We start from the raw sequence: 24,768 nt of genomic DNA, 5'->3' as shown, positions 1-24,768 counted from the left end.
TCGGTCTCACCTCCCTTTGTGCTCGAGGATTTCGGCGAGGCGCGGCGCCTCACGGTCCCGCTGGGACATCGATGTGACCGGCAGCGGCCAGGGGATGGCGAACTCCGGGTCGTCGAAGGCGATCGTCACGTCCTCCGAGGGATCGTGCGGACGGTCGATCCGGTACGAGGTGTCGGCGGTCTCGGTCAGCGCCTGGAACCCGTGTGCACACCCCGACGGGATGTACAGGGTCACCTGCGTGTCGCCGGACAGCTCGAAGAAGGCCCGATTTCGGTACGTCGGCGAATCGGGCCGCAGGTCCACGACGACGTCGAAGATCTTCCCGTACGAGCAGCGCACCAGCTTGGCCTCGCCGGCGCCGGAGCGCAGGTGCAGCCCGCGCAGCACGCCCCGGACCGAGCGGGACACGCTGTCCTGGACGAAGGCGTGCGGGTCGAGGCCCACGGAGCGGAGCACGTCGACGTCGAAGGTGCGGCAGAAGAAGCCGCGCTCGTCGGCGTACGGCGTCGGCTCGAACAGGCACGCGCCGGCAATCTCCGGGACTGGGCTCACCTTCATGACGTCTCCCGTGTGGTGTGGGTACGGCCCGTCGGCCGGAACAGGGCCGCGGTCAAGGCGGCGAACTGGCCCTCGACGCGGCGGGCGGCGTCCTGGTTCCGCTCGGCGAGCGTCTTCCGCACCTCCGTCGATCGCCGCTCCAGCTCCCGGAACTGCTTGAGCAGCCGGTCGGCGTCGATGCTGCGAGCCGGGTGGCAGTACGCGCCGACTCCCATCAGCTCCATGAGATCGTCGCTCTTCGTCGAATAGCTGACGGCGAGCGTCGGTGTGCCGACCTTCAGCGCGCTGACCAGGTTGTGGTAGCGGGCGGCCACCACCGTGTCGGCAGCCGCCACCTCTTTCATCAGCTCGCCCAGCGAGGCCGCCTCGGCGACGGTGACCAGCGGTGAGTCCACGGCGTCGAGGATCGCGAAGGCCACCGGCCGGTCGAGTTCGTCCCCGGTGAGCAGCCGGACCGGCCTGCCGTCCTCGACCAGGGCGCGGACGAACCGGGTCGTCCCGTCGAGGTAGCGGCGGTGGATCTCCTCGGCCCGGTCGCGCTCGTCGTTGCTGCCGTGGAAGGCCATGACGCCGACGCAGACCGTGCCCGGGGAGTCCGAAGGCGTGCTCGGCGGCGTCGGCAGCGCGAAGGTGAGGTCCGGGTAGACCCCGTCGCGCTTGGTGTCCACGCCCATCGCCTGCATGGCGTCGCGGGACACGGTGCCCCGGAACGACCGGTATCCGGCCAGCCGGGCCGACCAGCGCACCAGGGTCCGGGTCGCCCGGTGGCCGATCTCGGAGGAGCCGACGCTGACCAGCGCGACCCGGGTGCGGAACAGCCGGCCGCCGGCGCAGAGCAGGAACAGCGAGTACGGGAGGCCCCACGGTCGCAGCGGCAGCGTGGTCTCCAGGACGCCCGTGCCCGGGACGATCACCACGTCGTGCCGGCGCACCCAGGCAGCGGTGCGGACGACGTCGACGAGTTTGCCGAGACCCTTCCCCGCGATCGCGCCCGCGCTCGACGCGGTCCGGTACTCGCCGCGGTACCAGTTCAGCCGCGTCGCCGGGATCCCGTACCGGCTCGCGACGACATCGGGGACACCGCACATCGCGTCCACGGTCGCGTCCGGATGCTCGGTGCGCAGAAACCCGAGGATGGCTTCGAGCGACGCGTCGTTGCCGTGGTTGCCGGAGCCGAAGAGGCCGAACAGCCCTACGCGCACCGGGGTTTTGGCTACGGACATCAGGACTGCCTCTCTTCACGACCGGCGACGACTGCGTCCACGGAGACCTCGGACTGGTCCGGGTCGACCGGAGTACGGTCCTCGACGCGCTCACCGGTGCCCGGCCGGGTCCGGTTGGACATCCACGCGGCCAAGTGGCCGTAGCACGCGCGCCGGTCGGCCGCGGACAGCGGCGCCCGCCGGATCGCCGATACGAAGCCCAGGACGTACTCGGCGAGCAGCCGTGGTGTCGGGTGCAGCGGGCCTGCCCTGCGCGGGTCCAGGTTGACGCACCGGGAGCGCTTGGAAGGGTTCGCCCGCTCGGCACGGGTGGGGTGGTCGCGGCGGAAGTACAGCAGCTCCGGCACCTGGTGGAAGGGCCCGTTCAGGGCGATCTCGGCGACGAAGGTGCGGTCCGCGTGGTGGTAGCTGTCGAGCGGCTTCACCCGGCGCAGCGCGTCGGCCCGCAGCACCCCGTAGAAGTCGTCGCCGCCGGGCTCGAACAGCAGGCTGCGGAAGCGCTCCGGCGGGCGCGGTGAGTCGGTGGCGAGCGTGTACTCGTAGGGGACCTTGATCTTGCCGTCGCCGTCGATGACCGCCTGGTCGGCGTGCGCGAGAATCATTTCGGGATGCTCGTCCAGCGCCTCCACACAGCGCCGCAGCAGGTCACGGGCGTAGAGGTCGTCGTGCGAGGCCCACTTGAACAGCTCGCCGCGGGACTCGGTGAACACATAGTTGTGGTTCGGCGTGGCACCGACGTTCCGCGGCAGCCGGATGTAGCGGATCCGGGAGTCCTGAGCGGCGTACTTGCGGCAGATGTCCTGCGTCGCGTCCGTCGAGGCGTTGTCGGAGATGACCAGCTCGAAGTCCTCGTAGGTCTGGCCGAGCAGCGCGTCCAGCGACTCGGCGAGGTACTCCTCGCCGTTGTACACGGGCAGGCCGATGCTCAATCGGGGATGGGCGGTCATGTGGTCCTCACTTCACTGATGGTGTTCTGGTGGCGCTCGCGCAGGGCTGACCGCAGTTGCAGCCACCACACGGCCGAGGCGACGAGGTTCGCGGCGGCGACGCCCCAGGCCGAGCCGGTCGTGCCGCCCAGCGCGGCTCCGCCGAGACCGCCACCGACATAGCAGGCGGAGGCGAAGATTTGGCAGCGCAGGCTGCGCCGGGCCGCGGCGAGCGCGCGCAACCCGGCTGCCGCGCCGACGCCGAGGCCCGCGCCCGCGACGCCGAGCGAGATCGGCATGATGAGCTCGGAGGACCCGTACCAGACGGCCCCGAGCACGTGTTCGCCGAGATGGTCGGGCACCAGCAGCAGCGCCCCGCCCCACAGCAGCGCGGCGGCGGCCAGCCCGCCGCCGAGCAGGAAACAGAACCTGGCCAGCCGGTCCGGCGCCTGTCGCAGCACCCGTGCCGCCTCGGGGACGGTGACCAGCGACAGGCCCATCAGCACGGCGAGGAACGGGCCCATCAGAAGCTCCGCGCCCCTGACCACGCCCACCGCGCTGACCGCGACGATCAGGCCGAGTCCGTACGCCCGCAGCAGGCTCGCGCCGCTGACGCCGACATTCTCGAGCAGGTACCGGTAACCGAGGTCGCGCTGCTCGCGAAGCCACGCGCGCGCCCGGGCGGGCCGGGGCAGGATGCCGGCCTGGACGCAGCCGTACGCCCCGGCGACCACGGCCGCCCCGCCCCAGGCGAGCACGAAGCCGGCCACGCTGCCCGCGCGCGCCGCCAACACCAGGGCCGGGATGAGCGCGACGCCCCACACCACGTCGTTGACGAACGCCTTCCGCCCGGTGCCCGCGGCGAAGAACGAGAACCGCCACGCGTCCTGCAGCAGCAGCCCGGGCAGCACCACGCCGAGTGCCACGAACGCGGCCCCCACGCTGCCGCCGAGAGCAAGGCCGACCACTACGGACCCCACGCCGATGGCACCGCCGACGCCGAGCGCGGTACCCGTCGAGCGTGCGGTCGCCGCGCGCCAGGACGCCTCCGGCACGCCGCTGAAGCGCACCACGAGCGGGTCGGTGGCGAGCCCGCGGGAGACGTTGAGCACCACGCCGTAGGTCACCCAGACCAGGCTGAACGCGCCGAACGCGGACAGCCCGAGCGAGCGGGCCACGTACATCCCCACCAGGAAGTTCGACATGCTGGAGGCGGCCTGGTCGGCGAGTCCCCAGGACAGCCGTCCGACGATGGCCCGCCTGGCGCTCGGCCGGTCCTGCCCGGCTCGGGCCGCCGTTGCCGCCATCTTCTCCCCCTTGGTGGTCATCGGAGTCATGCCTTGACCAGTCCGGCGGCGCCCAGGGCACCGGCCGCGGCGGCGACGGTGTCGAACGGCAGCCCGGACCGCTCGGCGACGTCGAGCAGGCTGTGCTCACCGTCGGAGAGGTTGAGCACCCAGAGCATGGCCAGCTGCGCCTGCTGGGTGTCGCTGCGCCCGCCGAGCGCTCCGTACAGCCCGCGGCGGCCCAACTGCGGTTCGCCGTACGGGCTGAGGTTGAGGTAGCTCCGGTTGCGGTCCAGGAGGTGGAACGCCTCGCGGCAGACGTCGAGCGTGTCCGCCATCGCCTTCGGGGAGACGAAGTCCAGGTTGTCCGCCGAGGTGTGGTACTCGGGGTACCCGGCGTACGGGGTCCTGGTGAGCGAGCCCACGCCGAGGTTGAACCCGGGCGAGCAGTACTGCCGCTCGTCGTAGCCGTACGGCGTGAACTCCGTTACCCGGTGCGGGCGTTCGGAGTCGGCGAGCACGTGCCGCATCACGCGGTCGATCTCCGCGTCGCCGCGCCTGCTCTGCTTGTACGTGAGCCCGCCCCGGTCCCCCGCACAAGCGAGCACGAGCCCGTGCTTGACCCGGTCCACCCGCTCCTTGTTGCGGGCGAGCCAGGTGATCGCGCCGATGGTGCCGGGCGCGAAGATGAACCGGTAGGTGTAGTACGGAGTCTGCTCCGCCAGCGCCCGGGCCAGGAACGTCGCCACCGCGATGCCGGCCAGGTTGTCGTTGGCCAGCGACGGGTGGCAGACGTGACAGGAGACGATCACCTCGTCGGTGACCTGCCCGGGGACCACGTGCTCGGCGTAGGTGAGGTGGCCGTCCTCCAGCGTGGAGTCGACGCACACCTCGTAGTCGCCGTCGGGCATCGCGTCCAGGGTGTCCTGCGCCAAACAGAAACCCCATTGCGGCTTGTAGTAACTGGTGCGGTACGGCACCCAGTTCGGGTGATCCGGCAGGGTGTGCAGGTGCTCGCGCAGCTCCGCCAGCGGCAGGGTCTGCGACACCGGGACGCTGTAGCCGAGTACGTGCAGGCTGGACGCGGCGAAGTCGACGACCCGGTTGCCGGAGCTGTCGGCGATGTACGCGTCGCGGATGTTCCACTCCTGCGGCACCGTCCAGTCGAGCACCTGGGTTCCGGTCGGCACCTCGTGCACCTGGAGCGGGATGTACTCGCCGACGATGTCCAGGGTGGCGCGCACGCCGTCACCCGTGATGCTCCGGCAGAGCGGGTAGAGCCGCTCCACCAGCTCGTACATCTCGGCGCCCGGCGCGGTCGGCGGCGCCGCGTCGGCCGCGGTCATCCGCGCCACCGCAGGGTGTCGTCCACGGCGCCGGACTCGGACGCGGCACGCAGCACGGCGAGGCGGGTGAAGCGGCGGTCGAAGTCGTCCTTGGTGAGCCCGAAGTTCCGGTAGGCGTCGCAGAGTTCGAGTGCGCCCCGCTTCACGTTCCACTCACAGTCGAAGCCGGGAATCGCGGCGCGGAAGCGGGCGAAGTCGACCCGGTAGGAGCGCGGGTCGGCGCCGTTCTCCCCGGTGATGCGCACCTTCGACCCGGACACCGCCTCGGCGACCTGCTCGGCGATCTCGGCGACGGTGACGTTGTTGGTCTCGCTGCCGATGTTGAACGCCCGGTCGTGCACCGCCTCGCGGGGCGCGGTGAGCACGGCGGTGAAGGCGCGGGCGATGTCGGCGGCGTGCACCAGCGGGCGCCACGGGGTGCCGTCGGAGAGCACCAACACCTCGCCGGACAGCAGCGCGTGGCCGACCAGGTTGTTCAGCACGATGTCGGCGCGCAGCCGGGGCGAGAAGCCGAAGGCGGTGGCGTTGCGCATGAAGACCGGGGTGAAGTCGTCGTCGGCCAGCGCGTGCAGGTCGTCCTCCACCCGCACCTTGGACTCCGCGTAGGGGGTCACGGGGCGCAACGGGGCGTCCTCGCCGACGAGTTCGTCGCCGCCCGCGGCTCCGTACACCGAGCACGTCGACGCGTAGAGGAAGCGCTTGACTCCGGCCTCGCGGGCGAGGCGGGCCAGGTGGACGGAGGCGTGGTGGTTGATGTCGTAGGTGAGCTCGGGTGCCAGCGAGCCCAGCGGGTCGTTCGAGAGCGCGGCCAGGTGGATCACGGCGTCCACCCCGGCCACGTGTTCGGCGGTGACGTCCCGCAGGTCCACCCGGTGGCCCGACGGGTCGTCGGGTGCCGGGCCGAGGACGCAGTCGGCGAACAGGCCGGAGTCGAGGCCGACGACGTCGTGTCCGGCGTCCTTGAGGACCGGGGCCATGACGGTGCCCAGGTAGCCCTGGTGTCCGGTCAGTAGTACGCGCAAGGTTCAATCCCCCAGAGTGAGAGCGCCCGGTGTGGGGGCGCCCAGGTCGAGCGTGAGCTTGGTGACGGCGAACGCCTCGGCGTAGCGCTCGTGGCATTCGATGCCGCGGATCCGGGCGAGGCCGAGGAAGGCCTCGCGGTCGTACCAGGGCCGGTGCCGCTGCGAGGGGTAGTGCTCCTGCAGCAGCCCCACCTTCTGTTCGGCGATCTCCGGTGTGAGCGGCTGGTACGCGGTCATCCGGCCGAGATCGCCGTCCCACTTGACGATCTCGTAGCCGAGCACGAGGTGGTCGCGGAACGCGGTGGGTATCAGCTGCGCCAGGCCCCGGTGGTCCTGGTGCGCGTCGTCGCTGCGCGGGGCCAGGACGAGGTCCGGGTCGGTCCCCAGGCGCAGTTCCTCGACCGCGGCCTTGGCCTCTTCCCAGTGGGCGGGCAGTCGGCCGTCCGGCAGCTTGTGCACGGTCAGGCGCAGATCGGCGCCCGGGCAGAAGGCGGCGAGCGCGGCCTGCTCCTCCTGCTCGCGCTCGCTGCCGCCGCCGGAGAGCACCAGCGCGTCGACGCGGATGCCGGGCCGTGCGCGGCACAGCGCGAGGAGTGTGCCGCCGGCTCCGATGGCGATGTCGTCGCAGTGCGCGCCCACCGCGACGATCCGGTCCAGGGGCCCGCCCCCGAATCCGATCACGCGCTCACCCCCATGGCGTCGCGTTCCCAGATGGCCCACGGGCGCTCGCCCCGCGCGTAGCCGTCGTCGAGCGCGGCCCGCTCCTTCACGGTGTCGGTCGGCTTCCAGAAGCCGCGGTGCTGGTGCGCCACGAGGCGGCCCTGCTTGGCGAGTTGGGCGCAGCCGTCGGCGACCAGGTCCCCGTTCTCCGGTATGTGGTCGAAGACCTCCTGGCGGAGCACGAAGTAGCCGCCGTTCTCCCACAGCGGCATGTCGCTGACCGCGGTGATGCCGCCGACCAGGCCGTCCTCGCCCAGGTCCACGCAGTGGAACGAGGACTGCGGCGGCACCACCATCATCGACGCGCCCGCGTCGCGTACCGCGAAGTTCTCGATCATCTCGGGCAGCGGGGCGTCGGTGAGCACGTCGGCGTAGTTGGCGAGGAACATGTCGTCGCCGTCCAGGTGGTGGCGCACCCGGCGAAGCCGCTCACCGATCGGTGACTCGATGCCGGTCTGCGCGAACGTGATCGTCCAGTCGGCGATGTCGTTCGACAGCAGCTCCGTGTGCCCCTTGCGCAGCACGAAGTCGTTGGACGTCGTCTCCTCGTAGTTGAGGAAGTAGTTCTTGATGTGGTGCGCCCCGTAGCCGAGGCACAGGATGAACTCCTTGTGCCCGTAATGCGCGTAGTAGCGCATGACGTGCCAGATCAGCGGGCGAGGGCCGACCATCGCCATCGGCTTGGGCACGTCGTCGGCGGCGCCGCTGCGCATCCGCATCCCGTAGCCGCCGCAGAACAGAACGACCTTCATACGGCTACCTCTTTCGTGGGCTCCTCGACAACGCTCAGTTCCGGGACGGGAAAGACGAGCCGGCCGCCCCAGTCGTGCACGTAGGACAGCTGCTCGACCAGCTCGGCCCGCAGGTTCCACGGGAGGACGAGGACGTAGTCCGGCTTGTCGACGACGATCTGCTCGGGCGACAGGATCGGGATGCGGGTGCCCGGCGTGAACCTGCCGTGCTTGTAGGGGTTGCGGTCGACCGTGTACGCGAGCAGGTCGGGGCGGATGCCGCAGTGGTTGAGCAGCGTGTTGCCCTTGCCCGGCGCGCCGTAGCCGACGACGGTCTTGCCCTGCTCGGCCGCCTCGATGAGGAACTTGAGGAGGTCGCGGCGCACCTTGGCCACGCGGGCGGAGAACTCGGTGTATCCGGACAGCTCCTGGAGTCCGGCGGCCTTCTCGCGGGCCAGCACGTCGATCACCCACTGACTCCGTGCGCCCGCCACCTCGGCCGGCCGGGCCCACAGCCGGATGGAGCCGCCGTGGGTGGGCAGCAACTCGACGTCCACGAGGGCGAGTCCGCCGCTCGCGAGCGCCCGGATCGCGGAGGCGACCGTGTAGTACTGGAAGTGCTCGTGGTAGATCGTGTCGTACTGGTTCTCCTCGATCAGGGTCAGCAGGTGCTGCACCTCGATGGAGACCCAGCCGTCATCCGCGACCAGGGCGCGCAGGCCCTGCGTGAACCCGACGACGTCGGGGATGTGCGCGTACACGTTGTTGGCCACGACCAGGTTCGCCGGGCCGTGTTCGGCGCGGACGGCCGAGCCGGTCTCCGGGCTCAGGAACTCCGTGAGCGTCGGCACCCCTCCGTCGCGCGCCACGGCGCCGACGTTCACCGACGGCTCGATGCCCAGGCAGCGGATCCCCCGGTCCACCACGTGCTTCAGCAGATACCCGTCGTTGCTCGCGACCTCGACCACGAAGGCGTCGGAGTCCAGTCCCACCCGTGCCGCGGCGTCGGCGACGAAGGTGCGCGCGTGCTCCACCCAGGACGTCGAGAAGGAGGAGAAGTACGCGTACTCCTTGAACGTCTCCTCCGGCGTGATCAGCGGCGGGATCTGCGCCAGCCAGCACTCCGTGCAGACCCGCAGGTGCAGCGGGAACGTGGGCTCCGCCACGTCCAGTTGGTCCGCGGCGAGAAAGCTCTCACACGGTGGCGTGGCCCCGAGATCGACGACGCTCGCCAGCGTCTCCGAGCCGCAGAGTCGGCATCGTGTCATTTACTGCCCCCCATTGTTTCCGTCCCCCATTGACTGCTACCGACCCGCGATCGCGGTGCGGTACTCCTCTTCCAGGTGCTCCAGGCCGACGGCCGGGCTGAAGTACTTCTCGTAACGGCGCCTGGCCGCCTGGCCCATCTCCCGGCCCAGGTCCGGGTCGTCCGCGATCCGGCGGATGCAGGCCGCGAGCGAGGTGTGCTCGTCCGGCCGGTGCAGCAGCCCGGTCGCCCCCTCCTCGACGAGTTCGACGAAGGCGCCGTGACCGGCGGCGACGGCCGGGACCCCCGCCGCCATCGCCTCCACGACCACCAGGCCGAACGCCTCCAGCCACGTCGAGGGAGCCACCACGGCGACCGACCGCGCGACGACCTTCCGGCACTCCGCCGGATCCAGCAGGCCGGCGTAGTGCACGTCGTCCCGGCCCGCCGCCCAGGCGGTCACCTCTGCTTCCAGCGGCCCCGCCCCGGCGATCACGAGCGGCACACCCACCCCGCCGCTCGCCGCGACCTCGTCCCACGCGGCCATGAGCAGCCGTATGCCCTTGGCCTCCGCGAGGCGGCCGAGGTAGAGCAGATGCTCGCCTTCGCCCACTCGGTAGACACCCGGGTCCGGCACGAAGTTGTGCTTCAGCGCCAGCCGTTCGGCCGGCATTCCGGCCCTCACCAGGACGTCGCGCTGCGCATCGGAGATGCAGAAGAACCGCTGCACGCCGGACCACCACCGCCGCCGGTTGACCGACAGGCTGAGCGCGAGCGGCACCGTCGCGAGGCGGGAGCCCCGATAGCAGCCGTGCCGGACGGCAGGCAGCGGTGTCGAGCCGACGCACTCGGTGCACGGCCGGCCGTCCCGCTGCAGCGTGCCCGGCGGGCAGACCTGCGTGTAGTTGTGCAGGGTGGCGACGACGGGCACCCCGGCGTCGCCACAGGCGGCGATGACCGCGGGCGACAGCAGCGGGAAGACGTTGTGGACGTGGACCACGTCGGGGCGCGAGGCGCGCAGCCGGGCGGCGAGTTCCTTGCGGACCGACGGATTCCACGGCACGAGGAGCGGCACCGCGGCCTTCTCGAGCAGGGGCATCGCGGCGATGTCGTCGCTGCGCCGCTCGAACACCTCGACCCGGTGGCCGGCCGAGCGCAGCAGGTCCACCTCCCAGTCGACGACCCTGTTCTCCCCGCTCGGCTGTCCCGAGGAGTAGCGGTTGTGCACCACGAGGATGTGCATGCTCAGCTCACCTCCGATCCGCGGGCCCAGCGCGGGACGCGCCGTCGGGGTACCGCGGGTGTCGAGAGTCGAGGGGCTTCGGGCAAGGACGGCTCCGTGGTCTCGGTGGGTGCCGCCAACAGCGAGGCGGCCAGGGCCAGATGCAGCAGATACGGCGAGGCGTCGCCGAGGCCCGCCTCGGTGTACGACGCGATCAGGCAGTAGCTGATGAGGAAGATCGCGCAGGCCCTCTGCAGCGACGGCGGCCGAAGCAGCGCGACGCCGCCGAGGACGAGGACGATCACCGCAACGAGGATGACGCCCATCAGTCCCTGCTCGTGGTAGGCGGCCAGCCAGCTGTTGTCGATCGGCAGCCCGCCGAACGACTTGTCGCCCAGGCCCACGCCGAAGAACTGCTCCGACTTCGTCCGGGGCGCCGCCAGCAGGGCGTCCCAGACCTTGGCCCGACCGGTGAGGCTGGTGAAGTACTCCTGGGTCTGTCCGCGCAGGAACCACGCCTGGAGCGCGGAGGCGAAGCCCACCGCGGCCACCACGCCGCACAGCACCGCCCAGGCGAAGAACCGGCGCGCGGCGGCGCTGGTCAGGAAGAGCGAGCCGATCGCCAGCGTCAGCCCGATGACCAGGCCGAGCATGGCCGTTCGGGTGTGGGTCATCGCGAGCAGCACGAACGACGGCACGATGACCACCGCCGCACTGGCCCGGTCGGTGCGGCGGCCCACCAGGAGCAGCACGGTGAGCCCAATGATCACCGCGGAGTACTGCCCGATCTGCGGCGGCGTGAGCGGCCACAACGCGCCGACGAGACGTCCGCCGTACACGTCCGGCATCGCCGCACCCGGCGAGACGACCAGGCCGACGGCCACCGTGCCGAGCACCACGGAGTAGGTCCGGATGTGGTGCCGGACGAACGTCAGGCTTCCGTCCCACCAGCGGCTGAGCAGCCACAGCGTGGCGACGAACAGAGCGAACCGGGCGCAGCGGAACAGCGCACCGAAGCCGGACTCCAGGTGCAGGCTGGAGATCAGACTCGGCACCAGGAGCAGGGTGAGCAGGAGCACGTAGGCGCTGGCGCGGATGCGCAGCCGGAGATTGACCGCGAGCGCCAGCGCGAACGCGGCGACCAGCGCGCCCATGGTGACCATCTGGACGAGGGAGCGCGGCAGCGGGATGACGGTCTCCGCTCCGGTGGAGCCGAGCGTGTTGAGGACCAGCAGTCCCCAGGCGACGCCGACGGCTTTCGGCGTGCCGGCTCGGCGCGGTTCGGCGCCGGGCCCGGTGACCGCCTTGTCCGGCACGTCCGTCGGCGCGGCGTGCCGCAGGTTCCCGGACATCTCAACCACCGGCCCGTTGCTCGAAGGTGCTGCCCACGTCCTGCTCGGAGGACGTGCCCTGCCACCGCCTGAAGTCGAACACCCGGCTCACGTCTTCGGAGACGAATTTCCACGGTCCGACGTAGACGTTGTCGTGCCACCGGTTGTGCTGGTCGCGGGTGACCGCCCGGGCCACCTTCGAGCCCTTGTACGGCGACCAGTCGGGATAGGTGCCGTAGTTGGCGAGCACGGCCATGCGGTCGCACTTCTCCTTGCACTTCATGACGGACTTCTCCAGGACGAAGCGGTTGTCGTGGATGTCCACCCGCTGGGTCTTCCAGCGGCAGTCGGCGTAGAGCGGCGCCTTGGTGATCGCCGGCCTCGCGCAGCTCTTGGTCTTCTTCACGAGCAGCGTGCAGCCACCGGACGAGGTGTTGGCCGGGCTGTTGCAGAACCGGTCGGCGTTCTCCCACAGGGTGATCCCCGACCAGTTGTTCTCCAGCACGTTCCCGTAGATCTCGAGCTTGTCGGTGCGGGCCTTGATCCGTGGTTCGCCGCCGGACTCGGACACGTAGACGGTCGCGAACGGGAAGCTGTCGCCGCCCTTCGACTGTTCGCGACCCTCGACCCAGTTGTTCCGCCGGATGGTGTTCTTCTTGATGATCGCGTTGTAGCTGGTCTCATAGATCAGCGCGGCGCCGTCGTTGTCCTCGATCACGTTGTTCTCGAGGAGGAAGTCGTTGTTGTTGGTGTCGGCCCACAACCCGGTTCCGCGGTTGTCGTGCACCCAATTGCCGCGTATGTCAGCGCCGTTGACGGCCCAGAACTTGACGCCTCCGGTGCAGCCGCAGCCCTCCCGCCGGCTCTCCCAGTCGCCGGTGTTGTTGCCCACGATCTCGTTGCCCTCGAGCACCAGGCCGGTGATCCGGCCGGTGGGCTTGTACGCGTTCATTCCGTACTGGCCGTTGTCGCGCAGGCAGTTGTCGCGGACCCGTTGGCGGATGCCCGCCATCAGTCCGGCGCCGTCGTTCTTCTGGATCGTCGAGTGCTCGATCACCCACCCGTCGGCCGAGTCGTGGTTGACCACGCCCTGGTCCTGCGGTGCCACGAAGCGCTGCACGGTCAGGTAGCGGATGGTGACGTCGCGGGCGTTGCCGCCGAACGCGTACTGGTTCTTCTTCCCGCCGTCGAGCACCGCGCCGGGGGCGCCGATGTAGCGGTTTCCCGCCTTGGGGATGACCTGCGAATAGCGGTCGGGGTCGAGCCTGTGCTTGCCCGGACGGAGCCAGAACGTGGTGTGCGCGGGGTTGCTCTTGGTCTTCGCCGTCAGGTCGCCGACGACCGAAGGGTCGACCGTCACGGCGCCCGCCGGCGCCTTCGCGGCTCCGGCCGGGGGCTTGGCGCACACCCGGGCCACGGTCGACGGGGCCACGGCCCCGGCGCCGGTCGGCGAGACGCTCGGCTTGTCCTCCGTGTCCGGCGTGCCGGTACAGCCGGTCGCCGCCAGCAGGGCCAGCATCACCGGCACCGCCGGTAACGCCCAGTGCCGCCACTTCATCCTCATGTGTCCCCTCCTCCCTCGTCGCGGAACCTGAGCACGGTGGTGAACTCGCCTCTGTCCTCGGCGAATCCGGTGCCCACCAGCGCGGTGGTGGCTTCCTTGCGACCGAATCCGGCGGAGTACCACCCCAACGGCGGGGCGCTCTCGCCGCGGTGCGCCCGCCAGGACAGCTCCCCGGGCAGCTCGAGCACCGCGGAGCGCCCCTCCCCGTCCCGGATCCAGGTGAGCACGGCCCGGTTTCCCACCAGGTCCGCGGCGATCGCCGGGCCGAGGTGGAAGGCCAGGCGCACGTCACGGCGCGGGCCGCGCACCTCGTCGACCACTGTCAACTCCCGGCTGTTGGCGCCCAGTTCCACGCTGCGACGGTGCACGGAGGGCCGGTAGCCGTCGTGTTCGGCGGACCAGCGGGTCGCGCCCGCCTCCAGTACGCGGCTGCGCGCATGCCGGATCCACAGGAACGGCCCGCCGGAGACGGACTGGTCGGCGTCGTCGATCTGCACGGTGTTGTGGCCGAGCGTCGACCGGAAGTACCGGCGCCACTCGGGCTGACCGTGGTAGCAGTACGTCCCCGGGTCGGCCAGCACATCGACCCCGTCGTGCCTGACCTCGACGGACAGCGCGTCGGCGTGGGCGTGTGCGGCGATGGACAGGAAGCCGTGCGGGCCCGCGTCGCAGCGGCACCAGACCTCCCCCGCGGGCCCCTCGCCGCGCAGGACGGTGAGCCCCGCGTCGGCGAAGTGCGCCGGACGGACCGCCGGTCGGCGCACGGACCACGCGGAGGGCTTGATGAGCGCGGCGAGCAGCGGGGTACGCACATCGGATCCGGTCACCGCGGGCCACCAGTCGAGCCGGCCGAACACGGCCTCCCCGGTGGCCAGGAGCGAGGCCCAGCGGTCGGTGCCCGCCCCGTCCACGATCAGACCGTGTCCGTCGTCGGCGTCGCCCTGGCGCGGGGGCCGCAACCGGCTGTCCACGACGGCGGCGAGCGCATCGGTCATCCGCAGCAGCACGAGGCGTACGGTCGCGGGGACCGGCACGTTGGCGGCGTCGGCCTCGGCCAGCGCGGCCAGGCCCAACTCCAGTACAAGTCCGTGGTATTCGGTGGCCAGCTCGCGGTTGAGGCCGGAGAGGAACGTGTTGCTGCGCAGGTGCCGCTCAAGGGATCGCAGCGCACCGGTCCGCCAACTCGCGGACGTGGGGAACCAGTCGAACGCGCAGGACGCGGCGAACTGTCCGGCGGCCTCGGCGATGACGTGATTGTTCGCCGAGGAGCCCCGGCTGGGGAAGGCGGCGAGCCAGCGCTGGTGGTGCCAGATCTGGTTCAGCGCCATCGGGTTGTCCTCGAACAGACCGGCGGCGCCCTGCCATCCGTCGAGCAGCCGGCGGATCCACACCCACGAAAGGAGTCGGATGCCCAGCTCGATCCCGCTGACCCAATGCACGCCGCGCAGCGGCGGGTTGGCCGCCCACCACGACCGCAGGTGACCGGCCACGCGCTCGGCGTACCGCTCGTCCCCGGTCATCGCATAGGCGGCGGCGAGCACGGTGAGGTACTGGTGCCGGGACGGCTCCCAGATCTGCTTGATGTCCCCCACCGCGTCCTCGTTGCGGTACGGCACGTCGAAGGCGTAACCCCACGGGGCCCGGCGCCCGGTCTTCGGGTCGTACCACCAGTCCGGGTCGACGAGGTCGTCACGGACCACGCCGAAGTACTCGATGTGCCCGGCCATCAGCCGGTCGGCCTCGGCGATCAGGCGCTTCGCGGCGTCCGGCGGCACGGCGGCGGTCGCCCCGGTGGGCAGCACCGCGGTGAACCGGGCGCCCGTCACGGACGGACACTCCGGCCGCGCCGACCGCCACCGCCGCCTGCGCACGGCGTCGGCCGCCCGGCCCGCGACCTCCTGCGGCCCCATCCGGGAGAGGCGCCGCAGGTACCAGCCCGCACTCATGGTCATCGCGGCCCCGCCAATGTCACCGGCGCACCACTGGCCAGGCCGGTCCCCACGGCGAGCGTGGCCGCGGTGGTGGCGACGAGCGACTCCAGCGGCACCGGCATCGGCCCGCCGGACCGAACGGCCCTGACGAACGCGGCCAGTTCGGCGTTCTGCCCCTTGTCCCGCGCCTTGGGGAGCCGCGAACTGACCCACCGCTTGCGGCCGTAGACCGAGGCGCGGACGAAGTCGTCGAGCCGCAGCGCCCGCCCGTCGGCGACGAGGTCGAGCGTCTCCTTCGGGAAAGCGGCCGGGCCGGTGGTGACGTAGCTGATGGTGGCGGTGGACCCGTCCGGGTAGCGCAGGACGACCTGAAGGTCCTCGTTGCCGGACGGGGCGACCGTGTAGACGGAGACCGGGTCGGCCTCGAGCAGCCAGCTCGCCGTGTCGATGAAGTGCCCGCCCTCACCGGCGAACCGGGAGCCCTGGGTGCCCTGTTGGAGGTACCAGCTGCCGTGGTCGAGGCGGCCCGCGTTGACCAGGTAGCGGAGGTTCGCCGGTCCCGTCCTGGCGCCGAACCGCTCCTTGGCCTCCCGCAGCAGGGGTGCGAACCGGCGGTTGAAGCCGACCTGCAGCCGGTCGTTGCCGGACTCCTCCACAGCGGCCAGCACGTCGGCCAGTTCGCCCTCGGTGAGGGCCAGGGGCTTCTCCACGAACACGGCCTTGCCGGCGAGGAGCGCCTTGCGGGTCAGTTCGGCGTGCGAGCTGTGCCGGGTGACCACGAACACCGCGTCGACGGACTTGTCGCCGAGCACGGCGTCGAGGTCGGTGGTCGCCTCGCCGAAGCCGAACTTCCGCTGCGCGTTGGCCGCGGAGAGCGCCGTCGTGGTGACGACCGTGGACAACTCGACGCCTTCGCGCTGCACGAGGTGCGGCAGCAGCATCGACGTCGCGTAGTTCCCGGCGCCGACGAAGGCGAGGCGCACCGGTGTGTTGGCGGGCCTCGCAGGCGCGGTCCTCTTGGTGGACACGGCCACCGCAGGCACGATCACGGCCGGGGCCTCCGCCTCGGCCTCCACCGTCTGCTCGGGGTACTTGAACAGCACGGCGACGGCCTTGAGTTCACCGTCCTTCAGGCTCTGGTACGTCTCGACGGCGTCGTCGAAGTCGGCGACGTGGGAGACCAGGGGCTCCACGTCGACGCGGCCGAGAGCGAGAAGGTCGAGGAAGCACGCCAGGTTGCGGCGCTCGGTCCAGCGCACGTAGCCGATCGGGTAGTCGCGCCCCTCCAGCTCGTACGACGGGTCGTAGCGACCGGGGCCGTAGGAGCGGGAGAAGCGGACGTCGAGCTCCTTCTCGTAGTACGCGTTCCACGGCAGGTCGAGGCGGCACTTGCCGATGTCCACGACCCTGCCGCGGTCCCGGCAGAGCCGGGCGGCCAGCTCGACGGGCTGGTTGCTGCCGCCGCCGGCGGCCAGGTACACCTGGTCCACACCGTGCCCGCCGGTGAGTTCGGCGACGGCCGTCTCCACGGCCGGTGACTCCGGATCGCCGCAGGCCGCGGCGCCCACGCGCTCGGCGAGCTCGCAGCGCACCGGGTCGGGGTCGGCGCCGACGACGCGGACTCCGGAGGCGGCGAGGAGCTGCACCACCAGCTGCCCGATCAGGCCGAGGCCGATGACGAGCGCCACCTCGCCGAGTTGCGGCTCGCCCTGGCGGACGCCCTGCAATGCGATCGACCCGACGGTGCCGAAGGCGGCGTGCCGCGGCGCGAGGCCGTCCGGCACCCGTGCGTACAGGTTCTTCGGCACCCAGTTCAGCTCGGCGTGCAGCGCGTGCTCATTGCCGGCGCAGGCCACGACGTCGCCGACCGCCACGTCGTCGATGCCGGCGCCGACCTGTTCGACCACACCGCACAGCGAGTAGCCGAGCGGCGTGTAGGAGTCCAGCTTGCCCATCACCTTGCGGTAGGTGGCGGGCAGGCCGTTGCTGGCCACGCTCTGCATGACCTTGGCGACCTGGTCCGGGCGGGAGCGGGCCTTGCCCACCATCGACATGCCGGCCTCGGACACCTTCATCAGCTCGGTGCCCGTGGAGATCAGCGAGTAGGAGGTGCGGACCAGCACACCTCCTGGCTTGCACCCCGGTACCGGCACGTCCAGTACCGCCAACTCGCCGCTCTTGTAGTTCTGTACAACCTGCTTCACCCGAACTCCTCTGAATTCCTAAGCCGTTGACCGAGTGCTCTGGCCGGACCCAGAGGTCGCGTCGCGATACCAGTACTCGAGCGTCAGTACGTGCCACAGATGCTTGGAGAAGTCCCGCTGCCCCGAGGCGTCCTCGGCGACCATCCGCCGCAGCGCGTCGCGCCGCAGGAACCCGGAACGGACCAGCTCTCCGTCGTTGATCACTTCGCGCACCAGCGGCGCCAGATCCCGGCTCATCCAGGCCCGCAGCGGGGCGCTGAACAGACCCTTGGGCCGGTACACGATCTCCTTGGGCAGGATCGAGGTGGCCGCCTCCTTGAGCACGGACTTGCCCTGCCTCCCGACGATCTTGCGGTCGCCGGGGAAGGCGAACGCCGCCTTCACGACCTCGACGTCCACGTACGGCACCCGTACCTCGGTCGACGCGGCCATGCTGGAGCGGTCGGTGTACGTGAGGTTCAGGCCCGGCAGGAACATCCGGGCGTCGGCCAGGCACATCCGGTTGACGAAGTCGTCGAGTTCGTTGTCCTCGTACACGTCCGCGTGCTCGGTCAGCACGTCGTCGACCGTTCCGGCCAGGTCCGGATTCAGTAGCGCGAGCAGCTCCTGCTGGTCGTACATCGTGTAGCTGCGCCGGAACGCGGTCTCCTCCGGCAGATCGGCGAAGGACAGGAACCGCTTGGCGAAGCGCACCGACCGGAAGCCGCGGCGCGACGTGGCGACCGGCAGCCGGTCCACGGCCGCGGACACACCGCGCCGCAGCGGCCGGGGCACGCGCTGATAGCGCAGCGCGATCATGTTGGCCAGGTGCTTGCGGTATCCGGCGAACAGTTCGTCGGCGCCCATCCCCGAGAGCATCACCTTGACGCCGGCCTCGCGGGCGGCCTGGCAGATCAGGTACGTGTTGATCGCGGCGGGGTCGCCGATCGGCTCGTCCAGGGAGTACGTCATCTGCGGCAGCAGGTCGAGGACGTTGGGCGCGATCTCGATCTCGTGCAGGTCGACGCCGAACCGCTCGGCGACCTGCCGGGCGTAGCGCAGGTCGTCCGGCATCGCCTCGAACTTGGCGTCCTCGGCGCGGAATCCGATCGTGTAGGCGGAGATCCCCGGCTGTTGGCGGGCCGCGATCGCGGTCAGATAGCTGGAGTCGAGGCCGCCGGAGAGGAAAGTCGCCACCGGCACGTCGGAGAGCAGGTGCTGCCGGGTCGAGTCCTCGACGATGGCGGCCAGGTCCGGCAGCTCACCGCTCAGCGCCCGCTCCCGGCCCTCGGAGGCGACGTCCTTCAGGTTCCAGTACCGGCCGCGCTCCACCTGCCCGTCGGGCCGGAACCTCATCCAGCTGCCCGGCGGCAGCTTCTCCGCCTCGCGGAACGCGCACCGCGAGTCCGGCACCCAGTAGTAGAGCAGCGAGGCCACAAGCGCCGCGTCGTCCACCTCCAGCTTGCCGCCGGTCGCGGCGGCGAGCGCCTTCAGCTCGGAGGCGAACACCAGGCCGCCGCCCCGCCGCAGCAGGAACAGCGGCTTGATGCCCAACTGGTCGCGGGCCAGCACCAGTTCACCGGTGCGCTCGTCGAAGACGCCGAACGCGAACATGCCGCGCAGCCGGGGCAGGCAGTCCGTACCCCAGCGCCGCCAGGCCTCGAGCAGCACCTCGGTGTCGGAGGTGCCACGGAAGCGCACGCCGGCGGACTCCAACTCGGCGCGCAGCTCCGGGGCGTTGTACAGCTCGCCGTTGTAGGTCAGGGCGAGGCCGTCCGAGACCATCGGCTGGGCGCCGGTCTCGGACAGGTCGATGATGGCCAACCGACGGTGTCCGAGCTGCACTTCGCCGTCACCGGCGGGGTGGCCGTAGCGGCCCGCCCCGTCGGGACCGCGGTGGGCGAGGATATCGGTGAGCCGGTCGGTCACGACCTTCCCGTCCGGCCATCTGTACGTACCTGCGATGCCACACACGTGCTACCTCGCCTCCCCGTCGTTGTCCGCGCCCTGTCCGGCCCAGACCGGCAGCCGCTCCGAGGGCAGCTGGCCCGTCCCGTTGTGCCGGGCCGGCCGCTCGGTCCTGCCGCGCAGCGCGGTGTGCACCCCGTCCCACAGCGTGCCGTCGGTCCGGTCCCGCGGATCGGGGTCGATCAGCACCACACCGAGCACCGGGATGTGCTGGTCCGCGAGCTGCCGCGCCACCGTGTGCAGCCATGCGGCGCTACCGCGACCGGCTCGCACGACGAGCACGGTCCGGGTGCCGAGGTACTGGAGGTCGGTCCACGCCGTGCCGGGCGCCACCGATCCGACGCCGATCCGGCGGTCCTGGGCCGACGCGGCCGCGGCCTGCTCGCCGGTGACCACGGCGGGGTCTCCCGGCCGCGGGTGATGGTTCGCGAGCTCCCGGCCGGGCAGGCCGTCGACGACCAGGACGGGTCCGTCCTCCGTCATCGCCCGCGCGAGGTCCAGGGCGATCGCGCTGGCGCCGCGCGCACAGCCCAGTTCGAGCAGCGACACCGGTTCCGCGGAGCCGCGCAGGGTGCGGGCGAGGTGCGCGGTGAGCCGGGTCCGAGTGGCCCGGTTCCGGCGGCGCCGCCACAGCCTGCCCGACCGGCGGGGCAGCTCGGCGATGACCGAGGCACCCAGGTTGGCCGAGATGTCCCGGCGCAGCACGGGGCGGTCCGCCACCACCGCGGTGACCGCGGCGAGCGCGAGCCCGAGCGCGAGCCCGAGGGCCAGACCGATCGCGCCGTTGGTGACGATGGACTTGGGCAGGGAGTGCCGCAGCGCGCGCGGTGCGTCCACGATCTGCGTTCCTGCGGTGACCTTGGGCGTGCCGGTGCGCGCGTCCGCGGCCCGCTCGTCGAAGTCGGCGATCCGCGAGTTGAGTTCGGACCGGCGCGCGAAGAGCGACTCCAGGCTCGCCGACGACTTCGGGTCGGTCACCGCATCCGGAGAGCGGCCTCCGATCTCCTTGTTGACCTCGGCGAGTTCGGTCTGCATGCGGTCACGCTGGTCGAGCAGGGCCTGGGACTCGGCCTTCGCGCTGTCCCGCATGCGCTGCACATGGTCGGCCCGGAACGCGTCGGCCAGCGCCTTGGCCCGGGCCACCGCCTCCGCGTCGCTGTCACCTGTCACATCGATCTGCAGCAGGTTGTTGGTCACGCCGGTGCCCCGGTAGTCCTTCATGAAGTCCTCCGCCTTTACGGAGGACTTGAGGTCCTTCAGGGCCTTGTCGGCGATGCGCGTGGTCCGCAGCACCTCGACATCGGTACGGATCAGCGTTCCGGTGTCGTTCGGCTGGTCCTCCGCGTGCGCGACCAGCAGTTTGACCACCGCACTCGGCGGCGGGGGCAGCACGACCGCCATCGCGGCGCCGGCCAACAGCCCGAGCAGGGCCATGGCGCCCCAGAGGCGGCGGCGCCTGCGCACCGCCACTACCAGTGCGTGCAGGTCGAAGAGCGGAGTGGCCGCCGACGACTCCAACGTCTTGCTCGTCGTCACGCTGAACCTCCCGTCACATGGCCGCCCGCCGCGAGCGCCGGAGCGGCCTGGTCGGGCGGTTGGTCGACGGATCGCGTCGGACGGTCCTGGACCGGCCCTGCGACGACGATGCCGACGAGCTCGTGCCTGCCGTCCGCACAGGCCTGGGCGATACCGGCGAGTTCCTCCGCGGTCCAGTTGCCCGCGCTGAGGACGACCACGACACCGGACTCGGTGCCGCGGTCCGGCACGGTCGGCCGGTCCATCGAAACCACCACGGTCCGCAGCAGCGGATCACCCTTCGCCTCGGCGACGAGCTGCCCCGCAGCCCGGAGGGCGAGTTCGTCGCCGTCCGGCACAACGGCCAACAGCCCCCGCGAGGAGGCGAGTTGACTCCGGAGACGGGCGCACACCCGCCGGTAGCGGGTCCGCCTGTCGGCCTCGTCACCGGACCTCTGCGGGGTCGGGACGTCCCACCGGTTGTCCATGTCGAGCAACCGGCGGACGCCGGCCAGCGCTCCACCGCCCTGCGGCCGGGGCGCCTGCAGTGTGCCGGGCACGTCGACGGTACCGAGGAGCGTCGAGCCGAGCGCCGCGGCGATCTCCGGTTCGGTGCGCAGTCGGCGATTCATCCGGGCGGCCGTGAGATGGGCGATGACCCCGACCAGCAGGAACAGGAGCGCCCCGCCGACGGCGAGTTGCGTGGTGGTCGGCGGCGCCTCGCCGGTCGGCGGCGCGGAGAGACCCATGACGACCGGTCCTGCCTTGTCCGTCGCCGGGCTGGTCTCGTCCAGCTTCTTCATGGCCTCCTCCAGCGAGGTGCGCATCTTCTCCAGCTCGGTGCGGACCTGCACACCCTCCACCGTCTGTCCCGGGTCGGCCTCGTCGGCCAGCTCGGTGATGCGGCGGTTGGTCTTCTGCACCTCCTTGCGCAGCGCATCGGGTCGCGCGGCCGCTTCAGGGCCTGTTTCGCCGCTGGCGATCCGCGCGGCGAAGGCGACGTACTGCTCGGCCACCCTGTCGGTGAGCCGCTGCGCACGCTCCGGGGTGTCGGCCGCACCCGAGATGGTGACGATGTTCCCGTCGGCGGGCTTGACGGTCACGTCGTCCCGCAGCTCGGCGCCGTCGACGCCCGGCCAGCGGAGCTTGTCGGCCGCGCGGTCGAGCACGGACGAACTGGTCGCGACGTCCACCTGGGTCAGCAGCTCGCGCTCTTCCCACGCCCCGGGCAGCAGGACCGACGCGGACGTCGTGTACTTCGGCGGGAACACGGCCGAGATGCCGTATCCGACGAGCGCGCCGAGCACGGCGAGAGCGGCGAGGAGCCGCCACCGCCGACGGAATATCTGCCCGATCGTGACCAGGCGTATCGTGTCGTCGCTCACCTGCGCCGCCTCCTCCCTGTCCGCACCGGGCCGTCCTGCGACACCGGAGCGCGGTCACGGCAGGCAGCGGCGTAGGCAGCGAGCAGCGACTCTTGCGAATTGCGCCAGGAGAGCGGACCGCTGATCCGCTCCTGGCCGATCTTGCCCATGCGGGCCCGCTGCTCCGGATCGTCCAGCAACAGCGCGATGAGCCCGGCGAATTCGGCCTCGTCGTTGGCACGCGCGTAGACCGCCGCATCACCTGCGGAGACGCGCGCCTCCCGAAGATCGAACGAGACGATCGGCCGGCCCATCGCCATGTACTCCAGAACCTTGTTCATGGTCGACACGTCGTTGAGCGGATTGCGCGGGTCCGGAGAGAGGCACACGTCAGCGGTGGACAGGTAGCGCACCAGGTCCGCGTCCGGAATGCGCCCGGTGAACTCCACCTGGTCGGAAAGGCCGAGCTCCTGGGACAGCTCCACCATCGCGTCGAAGGCGTCGCCCGAGCCGACGAACACCGCGTGCCAGTCGCTCCGCCCGAGCCCGTCGCGCAGCTTCGCGAGGGACCGCAGGGCGTAGTCGACACCGTCCTGCGGGCCCATCACGCCGAGATAGCACAGCAGATGGGGCTTGCCGCGCTTCAACTCCGGCTCGGGCGGCACCGGTTGGAACCGCTCGATCTGGGGCGCGCTGCGCACCACGAACACGTCGTCGGCGTGCCGGCCGCCGCGGCTCAGCGCGACGTCCCGGTAGCTCTCGTTCGTGGCGAGGACGATGTCCGCGGCCCGGTAGGTGCGCCGCTCCAGCGCGCACACGGCGCGGTAGAGCAGGTCCTCGCCGCGGTCGAACCGGGAGAGGTACAGCTCGGGCACCAGGTCGTGCTGGTCGAAGACGAACCGCGAGCCGCGCCGCCTCAGCCAGCGTGCCGCCAGGAACAGCAGGTCGGGCGGGTTACAGGCGTGGACCACGTGGACCGGGCCGACCTTGCGGGCCAGACGGGCCGTGTGCCACAGCGCCGATCCGTACTCCCGCAGGTAACCGGCCGGTCCGCCGGTGGCGGCGCGCAGCGGGTAGCGGTGGATCCGCACCCCGTCGATCACCGCTTCCGGCTCCGTGTCCCGCTTCGTGCCCTGCGGACAGATGACGTGCACGGTCCAGCCGGCGTCGCGCAACGTCGTGCACTCCTGCCACACCCGCCGGTCGAACGGCACCGACAGGTTCTCCACGAGGATCAGTGCGCGCCGGCCGTGCCCGCCGCTTCGGGTCGCGTCACTGATCGGGTCACCAAGCAAGGCCCACGTATCCCGGTTCGGTCCGGCGCGCCTCGGCGTCGGGAAGGCGGACGAGATCGACGACCACCGGGCCATCACCCTGGGGCAGCGCCGCCAGGACGGCCGGGTCCCGGGTCCCGACCAGGCACACCTCGGCGTGCTCGAGCACCTCGTCGACGGAGTCCGCGAGCAGCTGCGCGAGGTGCGGCAGCCGGTTCTCGATGTATTCGCGGTTCGCGCCCATCAGCCGGGACAGGCTCACGTTGGCGTCGTAGATCTTCAGGTCGTACCCCTTGCCGAAGAGCCGCTCCGCCAGCTCCACGAGCGGGCTTTCGCGGAGGTCGTCGGTGCCGGGCTTGAAGGACAGGCCGAACAGGCCCACCTTGCGCTTGCCGGTGCGCTCGACGAGCTCCACCGCGCGCTGCAGATGTGCGGAGTTGGAGGCCAGTACGTGGGACAGGATGGGCACCGATACGTCGGCCCGCTGCGCCGCGTGGACCAGGCTGCGCAGGTCCTTGGGCAGGCAGGAGCCGCCGAAGGCGAAGCCGGGCCGCAGATAGGCGGGGCTGATGTTCAGCTTGCGGTCGGCCAGGAACACGTCCATCACCTGGTGCGAGTCCACGCCCAACGCCTGGCACACCGCGCCGAGTTCATTCGCGAAACCGATCTTGAGGCCGTGGAAGGAGTTGTCCGCGTACTTGATCGCCTCGGCCACCGGGACCGGCACCCGGAACACCTCTCCGGGCAGGCCCTCGTACAGCGCCGCCACGACGTCACCACTGGCCGGGTCGAGCTGGCCGATGACGGTCTTGGGCGGATCGAAGAAGTCCCGCACACTCGTGCCCTCGCGCAGGAACTCCGGGTTGACGGCGACCCCGAAGTCCACGCCTGCCGTGCCGCCGAGGCTCTTCTCCAGGATCGGCACCAGCAGATTCAGGCAGGTGCCCGGCAGCATGGTGCTGCGGAACACGACCGTGTGCCGCCCGTCCTCCGCCTTGCGCTCGGCCAGCGCGGCGCCGATCTGCTCGGCGACCCGCTCCAAGTACGTCGTGCACAGGCTGCCGTTGGCCTCCGACGGCGTACCCACACAGATGAGGGACACGTCGCTGCCCAGGATCGCCTCACGGACGTCGCGGGTGGCGCGCAGGGCCCCGGTCCGCACGACCTCGGCGGTGAGTTCGCCGATCCGCTCCTCGACCACAGGCGCTCTGCCGTCGTTGACCAGGTCGACCTTCGCCTGGTTGACGTCCACCCCGATGACCTCGTGGCCCTGGCCCGCCAGGCACGCGGCCGAAACACAGCCGACATAGCCGAGCCCTAAGACGCTGATCCTCATGACCTTTACTCCCCCCAGAGCA

At 71.1% G+C, this 24,768-nt stretch carries 19 protein-coding genes; all 19 read right to left on the bottom strand.

The window, feature by feature from the left end:
• Window positions 1–6: 6 nt before the first annotated feature.
• Genes OG746_RS24910 through OG746_RS24820 form a run of 19 tightly spaced genes read right to left on the bottom strand, consistent with a single transcriptional unit; the run spans window position 7 to window position 24,746 of the window.
• The gene (locus tag OG746_RS24910) at window positions 7–558 is read right to left on the bottom strand and encodes a dTDP-4-dehydrorhamnose 3,5-epimerase family protein (protein ID WP_266718044.1); all 552 of its coding nucleotides are present in this window, start codon (window positions 556–558) and stop codon (window positions 7–9) included.
• On the bottom strand, window positions 555–1,781 hold the full coding sequence (locus OG746_RS24905; protein WP_266718042.1) for a polysaccharide pyruvyl transferase family protein: 1,227 nt from the start codon (window positions 1,779–1,781) through the stop codon (window positions 555–557). Before OG746_RS24905 ends, OG746_RS24910 begins: the two co-directional genes overlap by 4 nt.
• On the bottom strand, window positions 1,781–2,728 hold the full coding sequence (locus tag OG746_RS24900; RefSeq protein ID WP_266718040.1) for a glycosyltransferase family 2 protein: 948 nt from the start codon (window positions 2,726–2,728) through the stop codon (window positions 1,781–1,783). Before OG746_RS24900 ends, OG746_RS24905 begins: the two co-directional genes overlap by 1 nt.
• A complete protein-coding gene (locus tag OG746_RS24895; RefSeq protein ID WP_524540449.1) occupies window positions 2,725–4,044 on the bottom strand; it encodes a hypothetical protein in 1,320 nt (439 codons plus the stop codon). Before OG746_RS24895 ends, OG746_RS24900 begins: the two co-directional genes overlap by 4 nt.
• Window positions 4,041–5,339 carry a DUF4910 domain-containing protein gene (locus OG746_RS24890; RefSeq protein WP_266718036.1) on the bottom strand — a complete coding sequence of 433 codons (1,299 nt, stop codon included), beginning with the start codon at window positions 5,337–5,339 and terminating at the stop codon, window positions 4,041–4,043. Before OG746_RS24890 ends, OG746_RS24895 begins: the two co-directional genes overlap by 4 nt.
• Window positions 5,336–6,361: an NAD-dependent epimerase/dehydratase family protein gene (locus tag OG746_RS24885; protein ID WP_266718034.1), complete on the bottom strand. Its 1,026-nt coding sequence runs from the start codon at window positions 6,359–6,361 to the stop codon at window positions 5,336–5,338. Before OG746_RS24885 ends, OG746_RS24890 begins: the two co-directional genes overlap by 4 nt.
• A gap of 3 nt (window positions 6,362–6,364) precedes the next feature.
• Window positions 6,365–7,042, bottom strand: coding sequence for a PIG-L deacetylase family protein (locus OG746_RS24880; RefSeq protein WP_266718032.1), 678 nt, complete (start codon window positions 7,040–7,042; stop codon window positions 6,365–6,367).
• On the bottom strand, window positions 7,039–7,833 hold the full coding sequence (locus tag OG746_RS24875) for a glycosyltransferase family protein (RefSeq protein WP_266718030.1): 795 nt from the start codon (window positions 7,831–7,833) through the stop codon (window positions 7,039–7,041). Before OG746_RS24875 ends, OG746_RS24880 begins: the two co-directional genes overlap by 4 nt.
• Window positions 7,830–9,080 carry a class I SAM-dependent methyltransferase gene (locus OG746_RS24870; RefSeq protein ID WP_266718028.1) on the bottom strand — a complete coding sequence of 417 codons (1,251 nt, stop codon included), beginning with the start codon at window positions 9,078–9,080 and terminating at the stop codon, window positions 7,830–7,832. The genes OG746_RS24875 and OG746_RS24870 overlap by 4 nt, the downstream gene beginning before the upstream one ends.
• Window positions 9,081–9,116: 36 nt before the next feature.
• Window positions 9,117–10,301: a glycosyltransferase gene (locus OG746_RS24865; protein ID WP_266718026.1), complete on the bottom strand. Its 1,185-nt coding sequence runs from the start codon at window positions 10,299–10,301 to the stop codon at window positions 9,117–9,119.
• A gap of 2 nt (window positions 10,302–10,303) precedes the next feature.
• Window positions 10,304–11,632 carry an O-antigen ligase family protein gene (locus OG746_RS24860; protein ID WP_266718024.1) on the bottom strand — a complete coding sequence of 443 codons (1,329 nt, stop codon included), beginning with the start codon at window positions 11,630–11,632 and terminating at the stop codon, window positions 10,304–10,306.
• Between the two features lies 1 nt (window position 11,633).
• Window positions 11,634–13,175: a right-handed parallel beta-helix repeat-containing protein gene (locus OG746_RS24855; RefSeq protein ID WP_266718023.1), complete on the bottom strand. Its 1,542-nt coding sequence runs from the start codon at window positions 13,173–13,175 to the stop codon at window positions 11,634–11,636.
• Window positions 13,172–15,127, bottom strand: a complete 1,956-nt coding sequence (locus tag OG746_RS24850) for an alginate lyase family protein (protein WP_266718021.1) — start codon at window positions 15,125–15,127, stop codon at window positions 13,172–13,174. Before OG746_RS24850 ends, OG746_RS24855 begins: the two co-directional genes overlap by 4 nt.
• The gene (locus OG746_RS24845) at window positions 15,124–17,310 is read right to left on the bottom strand and encodes a bi-domain-containing oxidoreductase (protein WP_266718020.1); all 2,187 of its coding nucleotides are present in this window, start codon (window positions 17,308–17,310) and stop codon (window positions 15,124–15,126) included. The genes OG746_RS24850 and OG746_RS24845 overlap by 4 nt, the downstream gene beginning before the upstream one ends.
• 18 nt (window positions 17,311–17,328) lie before the next feature.
• Complete coding sequence (asnB, locus tag OG746_RS24840; RefSeq protein WP_266718018.1) at window positions 17,329–19,263, bottom strand: asparagine synthase (glutamine-hydrolyzing); 1,935 nt, start codon at window positions 19,261–19,263, stop codon at window positions 17,329–17,331.
• A gap of 3 nt (window positions 19,264–19,266) precedes the next feature.
• A complete protein-coding gene (locus OG746_RS24835; RefSeq protein ID WP_266718016.1) occupies window positions 19,267–20,793 on the bottom strand; it encodes a Wzz/FepE/Etk N-terminal domain-containing protein in 1,527 nt (508 codons plus the stop codon).
• Window positions 20,790–22,157 (bottom strand): Wzz/FepE/Etk N-terminal domain-containing protein, encoded by a 1,368-nt coding sequence (locus OG746_RS24830; protein WP_266718014.1) that lies wholly within the window; start codon window positions 22,155–22,157, stop codon window positions 20,790–20,792. The genes OG746_RS24835 and OG746_RS24830 overlap by 4 nt, the downstream gene beginning before the upstream one ends.
• Window positions 22,154–23,431 carry a glycosyltransferase family 4 protein gene (locus OG746_RS24825; RefSeq protein ID WP_443059765.1) on the bottom strand — a complete coding sequence of 426 codons (1,278 nt, stop codon included), beginning with the start codon at window positions 23,429–23,431 and terminating at the stop codon, window positions 22,154–22,156. The genes OG746_RS24830 and OG746_RS24825 overlap by 4 nt, the downstream gene beginning before the upstream one ends.
• A complete protein-coding gene (locus tag OG746_RS24820) occupies window positions 23,421–24,746 on the bottom strand; it encodes a nucleotide sugar dehydrogenase (protein ID WP_266718012.1) in 1,326 nt (441 codons plus the stop codon). The genes OG746_RS24825 and OG746_RS24820 overlap by 11 nt, the downstream gene beginning before the upstream one ends.
• Between the last annotated feature and the right edge of the window lie 22 nt (window positions 24,747–24,768).

This window comes from Streptomyces sp. NBC_01016 (assembly GCF_026341035.1).
Classification (GTDB): Bacteria; Actinomycetota; Actinomycetes; order Streptomycetales; family Streptomycetaceae; genus Streptomyces.
The sequence above is the reverse complement of the archived record's forward strand: the minus strand, read 5'-3'. Positions and strand labels throughout refer to the sequence as shown.